Source organism: Rhodococcus sp. ACT016 (genome assembly GCF_050477185.1).
In the GTDB taxonomy this organism is placed as follows: Bacteria; Actinomycetota; Actinomycetes; order Mycobacteriales; family Mycobacteriaceae; genus Prescottella.
This window is the reverse complement of sequence record NZ_JBEAET010000001.1, coordinates 3711620-3726247: the sequence shown is the minus strand read 5'-3', so window position 1 is coordinate 3726247 and position 14628 is coordinate 3711620. Positions and strand designations below refer to the sequence as shown.

Sequence of the window (14628 nt, the reverse complement as noted above, 5' to 3'; positions counted from 1 at the left end):
CCCGCTCACAGCCCTCTGACGGTGGCGAAGACTCCGGACACCCAGCACGCCAGCGGAACGACGGCCGCGATCGCCGCATAGTCGAGCAGTTCGGTGGCACGCCGCTGCACCGGCGAGAAGGTCTTGCGCGGGGCGACGATTCCGAGCGCCAGCGCTCCCACCACGACCAGTGCCGCGGTGGCGAACAACCCGAGTGCCGCGTCCGGCACCGCGACCGCCGTGACGGCGCACAGCAGCACGAGGATCGCCCCACCGCCGCCGACCAACGGCACCGCCTGTTCGGCTGCGCTGTACGTGCGGCCCCGGAACATCAGCACGGTCGCGGCCGCGACGGCGAGGGCCGTTCCCGGCCAGTAGATCCCGGCGCCGGAGGAGGGGACGGCGGCCGCGAGCACACCGAAACCGGTGAGCAGCGTCATCGCGCAGACCAGTCCGGTGAGGAACCGTCGTGCCCGGTCCGCGCGGGCCGCGACGGACTCGTACGACGGCACGCTGCGGGTGTCGTCAGGATCGTCCTCGGCCGGGTCGACCGACGTGCCCGGCGCGGGGACCGGCGGAAGGGGAAGCTTCGCGAGCAGCATCGCGACGCGCGGCGCGGCGACCAACCCGGTCAGCGCCGCACCGGCGAGCACACCACCGACGGCGCGTAGCGGTTGCTCGGTGAGAGTCGCTGCGAGTGCGGCCCCGGCACCGAGCAGCGACACTGCGGCAGCGGCGGTGAACACGGTGTGCCCCACACCGCAGGCACGTAGCGCGAACACCGCAGTGGCCCCCACCATCACGAGCCCCAACAGCACGTGCGGCGCTCCCCGGTCGCCGGGGACCATCAGCATTCCCGACGCGAACGCCAGGGGCAGTGCCGCGGCGCCGAGGGTGAGGGCGGCGCCCGAGTCGCCGTAGACCCGGCTCCCGACTGCCCCGGTGACCAGGAACAGGACGAGCGCCAGCAGCGCACACCCGGCTCCGACGAGGGACTGCACGGAACCCTCGACCTGCAGCAGCGCGAAGGAACCGGCGACGGTGGCGGCCACCGCGATCGCGGAGCCCGTCAGGCGCGCGATCCGAGGCGTCCAGGGGTGGGTGTGACCGGTGTCCGCGACGGCGACGTTGTACATGATGTCGTCGAACAGCGGCGGCGGCGGACTGGCCTCGGCGCTGTCGAACACCAGCAGTTCGCCGTCGAGGACGCCGTGCTCCTGCAGGCTCAGTGCGGGCGACAGCGGTGGGGTCCCGACGCGGGACAGGGTCCAGCGGACCGGCTCGGTGCGCTCCTCTGCGACATCGAAGTCGTTGGCGGCACTGTGCTTTCGGACGAGATCGGCGATGCCCGGGATCAGGAGTTCGACGGGGATCGCATTCGGCAGCGCGAGATCGATCTGGGTGTGCGGCGCGAGAATCGTGAGCCGACACAGATCGGCCGGCCCACGCGGACGCGTACCTCCGCCGACTGCGTGCTCGGCAGACAGAGCTGTCACGATTATCCCCCCGGATCCGCGATCCGGAACCCCATCCGCACCGCCCACTTCGAAACCATCGGCACCATACCGGCAGTGGGGCCCGGTCCTCCACCCTGTGCATCGTCGGTGCCGTGCTGTAGTTTCTCAGTTCGCGAGTCCGGAGCCCGTGGGGGGTGACTCGGTGTGGTCGACGCGATCGGCCGGGCGAGGGCTGGCCTTGTTGTGGGGGTGGAAAAGCATGGGCACCGTGCATTTCGTGCGCCGGGCACGTCGAGAGGCTCCGCGTACGCCGGGCGGTGAAGTGAGTCTGCAGACGCCCCCCGAGATTCCCCGCATCACGCCCGGCAACCTGATGACCAAGCTGTTGCCGATCGTGATGGTCGCGGCCATGGTCGGCATGACCGCCCTGATGTTCACCTCGGGGATGGCCACGAACCCGATGTCGCTGCTCTTCCCGGTGATGATGGTGGTGTCGATGCTCGGCATGCTGGCCGGGTCGGGCCGCGGCGGGGGAGCGAAAGCGGCCGAGGCCAACGAGGATCGCAAGGACTACCTGCGCTACCTCGACCAACTGCGACGCACCGCGCTCGACACCGGGACGCAGCAGCGCAAGGCGCTCGCGTGGAGCCATCCGGATCCCGCGGCGCTGTGGACCCTGGCCGGATCGGTCCGCATGTGGGAGCGCCGCACCACCGATCCGGACTACTGCCACGTGCGTGTCGGCCGGGGCAGCCAGCGGCTCGCAACCCGCCTCATCCCACCGGAGACCGGGCCGGTCGAAGACCTCGAGCCGGTGGCCGCGGTGTCGCTGCGCCGGTTCGTGCGCGCCCATTCGGTTGTGCCGGACCTGCCGACGGCGGTGTCGCTGCGGGGATTTGCGGCGATCTCCGTCGACGGCGACCCGGACGGCGCGCGCGGACTGGTCCGGGCGATGCTGGTCCAGTTGTGCACGTTCCACGGACCCGATCAGCTCCAGATCGCGGTCGTGTGCGGTCCCGACACCGTCGCCGAATGGGACTGGGTCAAGTGGCTTCCGCATGCGCAGCACCCGGACGTGTCCGACGGTGCGGGGTCGGCCCGGATGGTGTTCGGGTCGATCATCGAACTCGAAATGGCTCTGGGACAGCATTTCTCGATGCGAGGGCGATTTTCTCGCAGCGCCCCGCCGACGGCCGGGGTGCCGCAGTTCGTGGTCGTGATCGACGGGGGCATTCTCGACGGCGACAGCGGTGCCGTCACCGACGGCGGTCTGGACTCGGTCACCTTGCTCGACCTCAGCGGGTACTGCCCGCGGCTCGCGGCCACCCGCGGTCTGCAACTCGTGACGACCGACGGTGCCCTCGGTGCGCGCAGCGGCGCCGGTGTCGAGACGTTCGCGACCGCGGACGCACTGACGGCGCAGGAAGCGTTGTCCGCTGCCCGGCGGCTCGCCCCGTTCCGGATCGCCGCCCGCACCGCCGCCGACACGGGGGACGACGACGGGGCGCCCGTCGCGGCCGGGTGGAGTCGGCTGCTGGGGCTCGGCGACGTCGGCCGCTTCGACCCGGTGCACGGGTGGGCGCCCAGGCACGGACGGGATCGGCTCCGCGTCCCGATCGGTATCGGGGTCGACGGCAGCCCGGTCGAACTGGACCTCAAGGAGGCTGCCGAGAACGGCATGGGTCCGCACGGCCTGTGCATCGGCGCCACCGGATCCGGCAAGTCCGAGTTCCTTCGTACCCTGGTGCTCGGTCTGCTCGCGACCCACTCACCCGAGGCGCTCAACCTGGTCCTCGTCGACTTCAAGGGTGGTGCGACCTTCCTCGGACTCGAAGGTGCGCCGCACGTCGCCGCGGTCATCACCAACCTCGCCGAGGAACTGGCGATGGTGGATCGGATGAAGGACGCGCTCGCCGGTGAGATGAACCGGCGCCAGGAACTGCTCCGGGCGGCCGGGAACTTCGCGAACGTCACCGACTACGAGAAGGCGCGCAACGCCGGCGCCGACCTCGCGCCGATGCCGGCGCTGTTCATCGTGGTGGACGAGTTCTCCGAACTGCTCAGTCAGCAGCCCGACTTCGCGGACCTGTTCGTCGCGATCGGTCGACTCGGACGGTCGCTGCACATGCACCTGCTGCTCGCGAGCCAGCGGCTCGAGGAGGGCAAGCTGCGGGGACTCGACAGTCACCTGTCCTACCGAATCGGCCTGAAGACCTTCTCGGCCAACGAGTCCCGCACCGTGCTCGGCGTGCCCGACGCCTACCACCTGCCGGCGTCGCCGGGCGCCGGCTACCTCAAGTGCGACTCCGCGGAGATCGTGCGCTTCCAGGCCTCCTACGTGTCGGGCCCCTACGAGACCGAGCGGGTGCGCCGGTCGACGGACGGGCGCGTGCCGAATGTCGACCTGCGCCCGCGTCCGTTCACCGCGACGCCGGTCGTCCTGCCCTTCGAGGAGCCGGTGATCCCGATCGTGCCGGAGCCGGTGCCCGACGTCGAGGGCGGGGGCGATCAGCGGTCGGTCCTCGAGGTCCTCGTCGATCGCATCCGCGGCCGCGGGCCGGCAGCGCACGAGGTGTGGCTGTCGCCGCTCGATGTCGCGCCCACCCTCGACCAGATCCTCCCGCCGGCCACAATCACGGAATCCGTGCCCGCCGTGAGTTCGCTGCGTGCGCCGATCGGCGTGATCGACCGACCGTTCGACCAGCGCCGGGACCTGCTGGTGGCGGACCTGTCGGGCGCGACGGGCAACGTCGCCGTCGTCGGCGGCCCGCAGTCCGGCAAGTCGACGCTGCTGCGCACGCTGATCATGTCGATGGCGGCGACGCACTCGGCACGTCAGGTGCAGTTCTACTGCCTCGATTTCGGTGGCGGCACGCTCTCGGGCCTGGCCGGGCTACCGCACGTGGGTTCGGTCGCGAACCGGCTCGACGTCGACCTGGTTCGGCGCACGGTGGCCGAGATGGCGACCCTCGTGCGTCAGCGCGAGCGGCGATTCCGGCAACTCGGCATCGAGTCCATGGCGCAGTTCCGGCAACTGCGCGGCGGCGCAGTCGACGGTCCGGCAGCGGAAGGGGCGGCCGAGGACCAGTTCGGGGACGTCTTCCTGGTCGTCGACGGCTGGCCGAGCATCCGGCAGGACTTCGAGGCGCTCGAAGCGCAGATAACCGCCCTCGCGGGGCAGGGCCTGTCGTTCGGTGTGCACGTGGTGCTGGCGACTCCGCGCTGGGCCGACATCCGGCCCGCGCTCAAGGATCAACTCGGCACGAGAATCGAACTGCGGCTGGGTGATCCGACCGACTCCGATGTCGGCCGCGCCAAGGCGATGCTCGTGCCGGCGGGGAGGCCGGGGCGCGGCATCACCCGCGAGGGACTGCACCTGCTGGTGGCGCTGCCGCGCGTGGACGGGATCTGTCGCAGCGACGACCTCGGCGCCGGGGTGGCCGACGCCGTCGCCCGACTCGGGGCGGTTCGCTCCGGTGCGCTCGCGCCGCGCGTGCGGATGCTGCCTGATCGGATACCGCGGGAGGGCGTGCTCGCCGCCACCGCAGAACACTGGCCGCGACCCGGCGGGTCGAACGGCGCGTGCCTGTCGGTGCCGATCGGTATCGACGAGGCCGAACTCGCGCCGGTGTACCTCGATTTCGCCGATCAGCCGCACTTCCTGATGTTCGGTGACAGCGCATGCGGCAAGACGACGCTGCTGCGCGGAATCTGCCTGGGGCTGATGGAATCGAACACCCCGCAGCAGGCGAAGCTGATCATCGGCGACTACCGGCGGACCATGCTCGGCGTGGTGGAGGGCGATCACCTGGCCGGATACGCCGCCTCGGCGTCGACGTTCACGACGATGATGAACGATCTCGCGGGTATCCTCGCCGGCCGCATGCCGGGTCCGGACACCACGCAGCAACAGCTGCGGGAACGATCCTGGTGGTCGGGTCCGGAGATCTACGTCGTCGTCGACGACTACGACCTGGTGGCGACGTCGAGTGGAAACCCGCTGACCCCGTTGCTCGACTACCTTGCGCACGCGAAGGATCTGGGCCTGCACCTGATCGTCGCCCGTCGTTCCGGCGGCGCGTCCCGGGCGCTGTACGAGCCGGTGATCGCGAGGATCCGTGACCTGGTGCCCGCCGGAATGGTGATGAGCGGCAGCCGCGACGAGGGCAACCTCATCGGTACGGTCCGGCCCAGCGAGCAGCCGCCGGGACGCGGAACCTTCATCGCCCGGAGCGCGACGTCGCTCGTCCAGCTCGCGTGGTTGCCGCCGTTGTGACCGAAGCGAGTGTCGCGCTGCACCTCGCGGATTGCGCCGTCTGGGTGGCGTCGTCGTCCGGCGTGGTCCGCGTGCGGGACGACGCAATCCAGCACTGTCTCGAGTGCATCGACGACGAGCGTGTCCTCGTGGGTGCGCAGCCGGTCGCGACGGTCGACGCCCTCGCGACTGCGCTTCACCGCGTGATCGGAACGGGCACGCAGGGAACGGGTTTCGTACCCTCGGTGACGGTCACACACCCGTCCCACTGGGGATCGGCGCGGCGGGGCGTGCTCGAGTCGGCCGCGCGACGATCGGCCCACGAAGTGGCGCTGCTACCGATCGCGCTCGCGGTGTCGGCGCCGCCGGACTGGGCACGCTGGGTGGTGCTCGAATGCGCGCCGCTGGCGACCACGGCGAGCCTGGTCGAGCGCACCGGCCGCGGTGAACCGACCGTCCGCGCGTGCGAACTAGCCTCGGACACCGGCAGTCTCGATCTTCGTGAGCACCCCGACCGCGTCGCGGTGCTCGACCGGCTGGTGTGTGCAGTCGCCGACGGTCGTCCGGTCGAGCACGTGCTCGTGACCGGTGCGGCCGACCCCGACGTCGTCGAAATCCTCACCGCCGGAATCGGGTCGAGTGTCGTGGTCGTTCCGGATGCGGATCTCGCCCGCGTGGCGCCGGCAGGGGAGGCGGAGTTGTCCGACGGTGACTCGATCCCCGCCGCGTGGCTCGATCATCGCCCGGCGCCACCACCACAGCGCGGGCCGGGACGCGCCGCGGTGGTGGTGGCGGCCGCCGTGCTCGTCGTGGCGGCCGCCGCCGGTAGCGTCGTCGGGTTCTGGCGACCCTGGGAACGAGCGAACGCCTCCGACACCGCTGAACCGTTGCAGCGCTTCGAGATCGGTTCGGTGAGTGTGCAGTTGCCGGGTGGGTGGAACGCGCAACCGGCCAAACCCGGGCGGCTCGACCTGACGCCGCAGGGGGTGGGCGGACGCCGCATCGTGGTGATTCCCACCGATATCGCCGAGGGGTCGGACCGTGCCGACGTGGCCCGCGCGCTCGAGCGCCGCATAGTCGACCGCGGTCCCGACGGCCCCTTCTCCGAGTTCGACCCGGACTCCGCGTTCGCGGGCCGGCAGGCAATCTCGTACGTCGAGTCGCCCGACGGCCGATCGCGCGTGCGTTGGCACGTCCTCGTCGAACGCGGCGTGCAGGTGAGCATCGGCTGCCAGTTCCGGGACGGTGAGTGGGACGCGTTGGCAGCGGATTGCGAGCAGGCCGTCCGCAGTGTCGAGGTGGGTGCGGCGTGAAAACGCGGGTCTCGGAAAAAGTTCCGGGATCGATGGAACCGAATCGGCGGACGAGTGCGTCCAACCAGATGTAGGCGCGAACTGACTGCGACGAGTCCCTGGGGGGATCGGTGGGCGGGACGCGGAAGTGGGACAACGATGCCGAGCGCATCCGAGTGCATCCGAAGGAGTCGAAGTGAGCGATCAGATGAGGACCACCGTCGAGACCATGGAGGCCACCTCGCGTCGCGTCAGCGACGTGCGGAACGAGATCCAGGGTCTGCTGGGCACCCTCAAGGGTGAGGTCGACGGAATCCGCGGTGGCTGGGAGGGCTCGGCGGCGATCGCGTTCCAGAGCCTCATGGAGCGATGGGATGGCAGCGCAACCAAGCTGAACCAGGCGCTGGAGGCGATCAGCGAGAACATCAAGTCGAACAGTGTCTCGTACGACACCGCGCAGCAGGATCACACGAGCTCGCTCAACAACGTCGCAAGCAGCCTGAACTTCTGACCCCGATCGCCTCAATTCTCAGACCAGTACCGACAGGAGCAGTCATGACCATGCGTTACTCGTTCGCGCAGATCGAAGCGCTCAAGGCGCGGATCGACCAGATCCAGGCCCAGATGAACTCCAAGCTCGACGACCTCAAGGGCCACATCGCGCCGATGGTCGCAGAGTGGGAGGGTTCGGCGTCGGAGGCGTACCAGGCGCAGCAGGCCAAGTGGGACTCCGCGGCGCTCGAGCTCAACCAGATCCTCGATGCGGTCGGCCGCGTCGTGGGTCAGGGCAATGCGGACATGCAGCAGGTGAACACCGCCGCTGCCAACAGCTGGGCGTAGTCCGACTACGCCTGAAACGTGTGCCCCGACGGAGGAGAGCCGTCGGGGCACACGCGTATCCGGGCCCGAGAACGATTGCCGCCGAGTGCCGGTCGGCGGATACTGGCCTGACCCGAAAGCGGTGGCGCGCGGCGCCGGGCCGGGAGGCGGACCCTATGACGACGGGACATCATCTCGATGCCGAACTCGTGCCGGTCACGGCCGGGACGGCGGCTGAGCTCGCCCGTGCGGACGAGCGCAGCGCACACAACTACAGCCCGTTGCCGGTGGTGATCACGTCGGGTGAGGGGGCCTGGGTCCGCGGTATCGACGGCGTCGACTACCTCGACGTGCTCGCCGGGTATTCGGCGCTGAACTTCGGGCACGCACACCCCGAGCTGGTCGACATCGCGCGTGAGCAGATCGCTCGGCTCACCCTCACCAGTCGCGCCTTCCAGCACGATCGGTTCGCCGAATTCTGCGCCGACGTGGCGCGGCTGTGCCGCAAGGACGCGGTGCTCCCGATGAACACCGGTGCCGAGGCCGTGGAGAGCGCGCTCAAGCTGGCGCGCAAGTGGGGCTACGACGTCAAGGGCGTGCCGGACGATCGGGCCGAGATCATCACCTGCGCGGGGAACTTCCACGGACGCACGATCGGGATCGTCGGATTCTCGACGGATCCGGACGCGCGCGGCGGCTTCGGTCCGTTCCCTCCGGGGTTCCCGTCCGTCGAGTACGGCAGCGTCGACGCGCTGGCGGCGGCGATCACCGAGAACACCGTCGCGGTCCTCGTCGAGCCGATCCAGGGCGAGGCCGGTGTGCTGGTACCGCCGGACGGTTACCTGGCCGGCGTGCGGGCCCTGTGCGACGAGCACCGCCTTCTCATGCTCGCCGACGAGATCCAGAGCGGTCTGGGCCGGACCGGTGACACCTTCGCGTGCGACCACGAGCGCGTCGTCCCCGACGTCTACATCCTGGGGAAGGCGCTGGGTGGCGGCATCGTTCCGGTCTCGGCCGTGGTCGCGAACCGCGACGTCATGGACGTCATCCACCCGGGCCAGCACGGCAGCACGTTCGGTGGCAACCCGCTGGCGTGCGCGATCGGCAGTGGGGTCGTCCGACTTCTGGAGAGCGGTGTCTACCAGCGGCGCAGTCGTGAGCTGGGGGACTACCTGCACGCAATGCTGCGTCAGTTGCCTGCCGACCACGTCGCCGAGGTGCGGGGCCGGGGGCTGTGGGCCGGCGTCGAGTTGGCGCCGGGGCAGCCGCCGGCGCGGGTGATCTGTGAGCGTCTGCTGGCCCGGCGCGTCCTCGCGAAGGATGCCCACGAAGGGACGATCCGGATCGCTCCGCCCCTCGTGATCAGCCGGGACGATCTCACGTGGGCCGTCGAACGTCTCGCGGATGCACTCGTCGGCTGACCGGCGTTTTTGACCCTGCTCGGTCCCAGCCGGTATCGTTCTACGTCGGCGTGCCGTCTCTCGCCCCCGCTTCTGTGTGCGGTGAGAGATGGTTCCCGGGTCTCAACTGGCCGCCGGGAACCATCCGTACAGCATGCTCGGCCAGCAGCAGAAACGAACAGACGAGGAAGTTCTGTGCCTACGTATTCCCCGAAGGCCGGAGACGTGACCCGTACCTGGCACGTCATCGACGCCACTGACGTGGTGCTCGGTCGCCTTGCCGTGCAGGCAGCCAACCTGCTCCGCGGCAAGCACAAGCCCACCTTTGCACCGCACGTTGACGGCGGCGACTTCGTCGTCATCATCAACGCTGACAAGGTTGCCATCAGCGGCAACAAGCGTACGGACAAGTTCCTGTACCACCACTCCGGACATCCGGGTGGCCTGAAGTCCCGTTCGGTCGGCGAGGTTCTCGAGAAGAACCCGGATCGCCTCGTGGAGAAGGCCGTCGTCGGCATGCTCCCCAAGAACAAGCTGGGCCGCGCCATCGCGGGCAAGCTGAAGGTCTACGCAGGCCCGACCCATCCCCACGCCGCGCAGCAGCCGGTTCCGTTCGAGATCAAGCAGGTCGCCCAGTGAGCAACGAAGACTTCAACGAGGCCGTCGAGGCTGCGGCAGACGAGCACTCGGAGTACACCACCGAGACCGAGGTCACCGAGGTGTACGAGGCTGCTCCGCAGGCTCCGATCGTCATCGACCGCCCGGTCCAGACCGTCGGCCGTCGTAAGGAGGCGGTCGTCCGCGTCCGCCTGACCCCCGGCACCGGTGAGTTCAAGCTCAACGGCCGCACCCTCGAGGATTACTTCCCGAACAAGGTGCACCAGCAGCTCATCAAGGCTCCGCTGGTCCTGGTCGAGCGCACCGAGTCGTTCGACATCACCGCTCTCCTGACCGGTGGCGGCCCCTCGGGCCAGGCAGGCGCGCTGCGTCTCGCCATCTCCCGCGCTCTGATCGAGGTCACCGCTGAGGATCGCCCCGCGCTCAAGCGCGCCGGCTTCCTGACGCGTGACGCCCGCGCCGTCGAGCGTAAGAAGTACGGCCTGAAGAAGGCCCGCAAGGCATCTCAGTACTCCAAGCGCTGATGTGTCGCCGGAGCCGGCATCCTTGCCGGCTCCGGCACCTGTTCTTCCACGAGAGCAGGCGTTCGTAGAGTTCTTCGCTACCGGACGCCTGCTCTTGTGTTTTACCGGGGAGCTCACCCGGATCGCCTACCCGGATTGCGAGGGATCGGATTCATATGGGTCGTATGTTCGGCACGGACGGCGTGCGCGGCTTGGCGAACGCCGAGCTGACCGCGGAACTGGCGTTGAAGGTTGCCGCGGCCGCCGCAGAGGTCCTCGCGTCGCAGGTGGGCGCGTCTGCGCGCCCCGTCGCGGTCGTCGGCCGTGACCCCCGCGCGAGCGGCGAGATGCTCGAGGCCGCCGTCACCGCCGGACTGACCGCCGCCGGTGTCGACGTGATCCTCGTCGGAATCCTGCCCACGCCCGCGGTGGCGTTCCTGACCGGTGCGTACGACGCCGCACTCGGCGTGATGATCTCCGCCTCGCACAACCCCATGCCCGACAACGGCATCAAGATCTTCGCGGCCGGCGGACACAAGCTCGACGACGACGTCGAGAACCGCATCGAGGCCGCGATCGAAGCCGGCCCCACGCGCCGTCCGACGGGCGCCGGCATCGGCCGCGTCGACGTCGCGTTCGACGCCACCAGCCGCTACCTCGCTCACTTGGCGGGCGCGCTCGACACCCGCCTGGACGGGCTCACCGTGGTCGTCGACTGTGCGCACGGCGCCGCGTCGACCGTCGCGCCCGACGCCTACCGGGCCGCCGGCGCGACCGTGATCGCGATCAACGCCGACCCGGACGGTCTCAACATCAACGACGGCTGCGGGTCGACGCACCTCGAGGTGCTGCAGCGCGCCGTCGTCGAGCACGGCGCGGACATCGGTCTGGCGCACGACGGTGATGCCGATCGTTGCCTCGCGGTGGATGCGACCGGTGCCGTCGTCGACGGCGACGCAATCATGACCGTTCTCGCGATCGGTATGCGCGATTCCGGTGAACTGGTCGACAACACGCTCGTCGCGACGGTGATGAGCAACCTCGGACTGCACATCGCCATGCGGGCGGCCGGGATCGAGGTCCGGACCACCGCGGTCGGCGACCGCTACGTGCTCGAGGAACTGCGCGCGGGCGGCTTCAGCCTCGGCGGTGAGCAGTCGGGGCACGTCGTGCTGCCCGGGCACGGCACGACCGGTGACGGCGTGCTCACGGGCCTGCGCCTGATGGGGCGCATGGCGGCGACGGGGCAGTCGCTCGCGGAGTTGGCCGGCGCGATGACGTCGCTGCCGCAGGTGCTGATCAACGTCCGCGTCGCGGACAAGGCGGCCGTCGCGGCGGCACCGCACGTCCAGGCCGCGATCGGTGCGGCCGAGTCCGAACTCGGCGACACCGGACGGGTCCTGCTGCGTCCGTCGGGAACCGAGCAGCTGGTGCGGGTGATGGTCGAAGCCGCAGACCCACAGACGGCCCAGCGCATCGCCGAGACGCTCGCGGAGCAGGTGGCCTCGGCCTAACTGCCGCATCGGGCGGAACCACCGCGCCGCGACGTGCGTCGAACAGGACGAAGGAGCCGAATCGACAGCACGAAAGGCGGAGCGAATGGGTGACGTGGTTTCGATCGATGTCGCGAGGGTGCGGGCGGCGGCCCGCGGGTTGCGCGCGAGCGGTGAGGCCCTCGACGGGACGGTGCGGACGATCGCCGGTTGCGGATTCGGGGCGACCGGCGCAGATGGCGCACGGCAGCGCGCGATCCGCGAGGGATATCTGCGGTTGGCGCGTGCGATCGGCGCGTGGTCCTACGCCTCGGACGTCACCGCGCGCGTGCTCGCGCAGACCGCCGACGTCCACGAACGTCAGGACGCGGTCACCGCGGGCAACGTCGTCGCACTGAGCGGGCGATAGTGGACGCCGTTCTGCGGTCCGGTGCCCAGGGCCTGCGGTATTTCGACCTCTTCCTGCCCCGCGCGGCGGCGGTTGCTGCCCGGCAGGGAACCGGTGACGCGTTTCCGACGTACGACGACGTCGAAGCCCGGTACTTCGAGCAGCGGGGCATCGACCTGGGGGCGCTCGACGACGACATCGAGATCCTGGCCCGCGTCGCCGCCGATCTCGACGACCGGTACGACGAGCAGGCGGCGGTTCCGCCCGAACTGGAGCAGGCCTGGACCGGTGTCGCCGCGGACTGGGCTCGAGAACACCTGGCCGAGCATCTCGAGCGTGCCGACGGCGTGCGCCGCGGTGCCCACGACGTCCGGAGCGCGCTGGTCGAGGCGGCCCGGGCGCTGCGCGACGCCGGGACCCGCAAGGCGGACTGGGTCGGAGCGCTCGATCCGTCGACCGCCGGGGGACTGACACCGGACGAGATTGATCGCACCCTCCTGGGCAGCGCATGCGATGAACAGCCCGGCGCACAGTTCCTGGCGCACGTGCGGGAGACGGTGTGCCGGTTCACGACTCTGTGCGACGAAACGGAGACCGCGGTCGACGAGGTGTACCGGAACCTCGAATGCGTGTTCACTGGAATCGACGACGGCGCGTTCCCGATTCCCGATCCCCTCGTGGTCGAGTGCCGCCCGGTGGCCGCGCCGCCGACGTGCGGCGACCTGCCGACCATGGCGGCGACACCGACACCGACACCGACACCGGCGGTCCCGGCGGTCCCGGCGGTCCCGGCGGTCCCGGCGGTTGCGACGGGCTCGATGGCCCTCGGCGCTTCGGCCGGCACGTCGGTGGCGGCGGTGACGCCCGGCCTGGTTGGGGTCCAGGCCCCGGTGACGAGCGCCGGGGCGGCGGGCGGTGGTGCGGTGATCGGTGGCTCGCTGTCGATCGACGGTGCCGTCGCCGCGGCCGCGGTGCGCGCGGTCGGCGCGATCGCGGGTGCGGTCGCGGAGGTGGCGCTCGGCATCGTCGACGTGGTGAGCGAATCGGTGCGCGGCGGCAACAGCCTGAATCTCGGGACGGCATCCGCGTGCGCGTGCGAGTGCGCCCCCGAGGCCGAGGCCCAGTGCGCCCCCGAAGCCGAGCCCGAACCCGAACCCGCGTCGCCGACCGCGCAGACCGTCGACGAGTCGCCACCACCGCAGGCCGAGCCGGAACCGGTCGACGAGTGTCCCGCGCCGGAGGCGGTATTCGAACCGGTGCCTGAGCCCGAGGTTGCCACGCCGGATGCGGAATCCCCGCCCGACTACTGCGCGCCGAGTCCCGAATCCGCGGAGCCGTCAGCGGAGCCGCAGATCGCGCCGTCGGCGCATCGGGCCCTCGGTGGGCGTCCAGCACCTGCGGCCCGCGCCGTCGAGGAACCGACGCTCGCGGAAGTGGGGGCAGTACCGTCTGGCGCCGACGAACCGGTGCTCGCCGAGGCAGGGCCGCTGTGACCTAGCGGCCGAGAAGCTGACCGACCTGGTTGCCCAGGTGGTGTGCCGCCGCATCCTCCCGGCGGGCCAGCTCCTCGAAACCCTCGGCGCCCTCGGCGCCCTCGACGTCGTCATGGTGCGCCGGGTGGGTTCCGGGGAAGTGGGCGTCGGCGTCCGAGAAGACGGCGTACGCCTTGTCGTCGGTGAGGTGCCGCAACAGGAACCCGGTGAGCAGCGCGCGGGTCACGTGCTGCGTCCGGCGCTCGGCACCGCCGACGCCGAGGAATCCGAGCAGTCGGCGGCCCTCGACGAGTCCCGTGCTCGAGCCCTTGGCGACGACGCGGAGCAGGCTCTCGCCCTTCCACGCGTCGTGCAGCTGGAGCGCGTTGCTGTTGAGTGCATCGACGTCCGTCGCGCCGGCGAGGATCAGCCCCGGCACCTCGACCTTGGCGGCCGCGGTGACCGCGGACGGCGCCGTCGGGGCGGGGAACAGCGCCGCGACGGCCTTCGCGCGGCCCTGCTGTGCGGCGGCGAGGACGGCGACTCCTGCGCCCATGCCGTGACCGGCGAACGCGACGCGGTCGGGGTGGACGCTGATCCGGCCGGGGCCGAGGCGCACGCCGGTGCAGATGTCGAGGGCCGTACCCAGATCGGCGGCCAGCCCGAGATGCGACGGCACGGGTCCGCGTTCGGTGTTCGGCGCGGCGACGACGATGCCCCACGACGCGAGATGCTCGAGCGTGTTCGCGTAGTTCGCGGAGCCTGCCAGCCAGTCGTGGGAGAAGGCGACCGCGGGCAGATTGAAGCCCTCGGCGGGGGTGTACACCACGCCGGGCTGGCCCGCGAGTGCGAGGTCTCCGCGCAGCACCCGGTGCGGGCCACGCTTGGACAGCTTGGATACCAGGGACTTCGGTGTCTGCGCCACGCGTGTGACGTTATCCGATCGCGGACC

At 70.5% G+C, this 14628-nt stretch carries 12 protein-coding genes; 10 read left to right on the top strand and 2 right to left on the bottom strand.

Annotated features, from left to right (window positions below; translation table 11 throughout):
- Positions 1 to 5 precede the first annotated feature (5 nt).
- Positions 6 to 1475 (bottom strand): type VII secretion integral membrane protein EccD, encoded by a 1470-nt coding sequence (eccD, locus tag ACQ5DX_RS17180; protein WP_430333733.1) that lies wholly within the window; start codon positions 1473 to 1475, stop codon positions 6 to 8.
- A gap of 220 nt (positions 1476 to 1695) precedes the next feature.
- Between eccD and eccCa the strand changes: the two genes are divergently transcribed.
- The 10 genes from eccCa to ACQ5DX_RS17130 all read left to right on the top strand — a co-directional run bounded on the left by eccCa (position 1696) and on the right by ACQ5DX_RS17130 (position 13697).
- Positions 1696 to 5712 carry a type VII secretion protein EccCa gene (gene eccCa, locus ACQ5DX_RS17175; protein WP_430333732.1) on the top strand — a complete coding sequence of 1339 codons (4017 nt, stop codon included), beginning with the start codon at positions 1696 to 1698 and terminating at the stop codon, positions 5710 to 5712.
- Entirely contained in the window at positions 5709 to 7004 is a 1296-nt protein-coding gene (locus tag ACQ5DX_RS17170; protein WP_430333731.1) for a type VII secretion-associated protein, read from the top strand. The genes eccCa and ACQ5DX_RS17170 overlap by 4 nt, the downstream gene beginning before the upstream one ends.
- 175 nt (positions 7005 to 7179) lie before the next feature.
- On the top strand, positions 7180 to 7494 hold the full coding sequence (locus ACQ5DX_RS17165) for a WXG100 family type VII secretion target (RefSeq protein WP_430333730.1): 315 nt from the start codon (positions 7180 to 7182) through the stop codon (positions 7492 to 7494).
- Positions 7495 to 7538: 44 nt separating this feature from the next.
- The gene (locus ACQ5DX_RS17160) at positions 7539 to 7823 is read left to right on the top strand and encodes a WXG100 family type VII secretion target (protein WP_430333729.1); all 285 of its coding nucleotides are present in this window, start codon (positions 7539 to 7541) and stop codon (positions 7821 to 7823) included.
- Positions 7824 to 7978: 155 nt separating this feature from the next.
- The gene (gene rocD / locus ACQ5DX_RS17155) at positions 7979 to 9223 is read left to right on the top strand and encodes an ornithine--oxo-acid transaminase (RefSeq protein WP_430333728.1); all 1245 of its coding nucleotides are present in this window, start codon (positions 7979 to 7981) and stop codon (positions 9221 to 9223) included.
- 174 nt (positions 9224 to 9397) lie between these two features.
- Complete coding sequence (rplM, locus tag ACQ5DX_RS17150) at positions 9398 to 9841, top strand: 50S ribosomal protein L13 (RefSeq protein WP_280758572.1); 444 nt, start codon at positions 9398 to 9400, stop codon at positions 9839 to 9841.
- A complete protein-coding gene (gene rpsI / locus ACQ5DX_RS17145; protein ID WP_430333727.1) occupies positions 9838 to 10344 on the top strand; it encodes a 30S ribosomal protein S9 in 507 nt (168 codons plus the stop codon). Before rplM ends, rpsI begins: the two co-directional genes overlap by 4 nt.
- 155 nt (positions 10345 to 10499) lie before the next feature.
- The gene (gene glmM / locus ACQ5DX_RS17140) at positions 10500 to 11837 is read left to right on the top strand and encodes a phosphoglucosamine mutase (RefSeq protein ID WP_430333726.1); all 1338 of its coding nucleotides are present in this window, start codon (positions 10500 to 10502) and stop codon (positions 11835 to 11837) included.
- Between the two features lie 85 nt (positions 11838 to 11922).
- A complete protein-coding gene (locus tag ACQ5DX_RS17135) occupies positions 11923 to 12225 on the top strand; it encodes an N-acyl-D-amino-acid deacylase (RefSeq protein WP_430333725.1) in 303 nt (100 codons plus the stop codon).
- The gene (locus tag ACQ5DX_RS17130) at positions 12225 to 13697 is read left to right on the top strand and encodes a hypothetical protein (RefSeq protein WP_430333724.1); all 1473 of its coding nucleotides are present in this window, start codon (positions 12225 to 12227) and stop codon (positions 13695 to 13697) included. Before ACQ5DX_RS17135 ends, ACQ5DX_RS17130 begins: the two co-directional genes overlap by 1 nt.
- A gap of 1 nt (position 13698) precedes the next feature.
- On the opposite strand, the gene ACQ5DX_RS17125 is transcribed toward ACQ5DX_RS17130, so the two are convergent.
- Positions 13699 to 14601 carry a dienelactone hydrolase family protein gene (locus ACQ5DX_RS17125; protein ID WP_430333723.1) on the bottom strand — a complete coding sequence of 301 codons (903 nt, stop codon included), beginning with the start codon at positions 14599 to 14601 and terminating at the stop codon, positions 13699 to 13701.
- Positions 14602 to 14628: the final 27 nt, after the last annotated feature.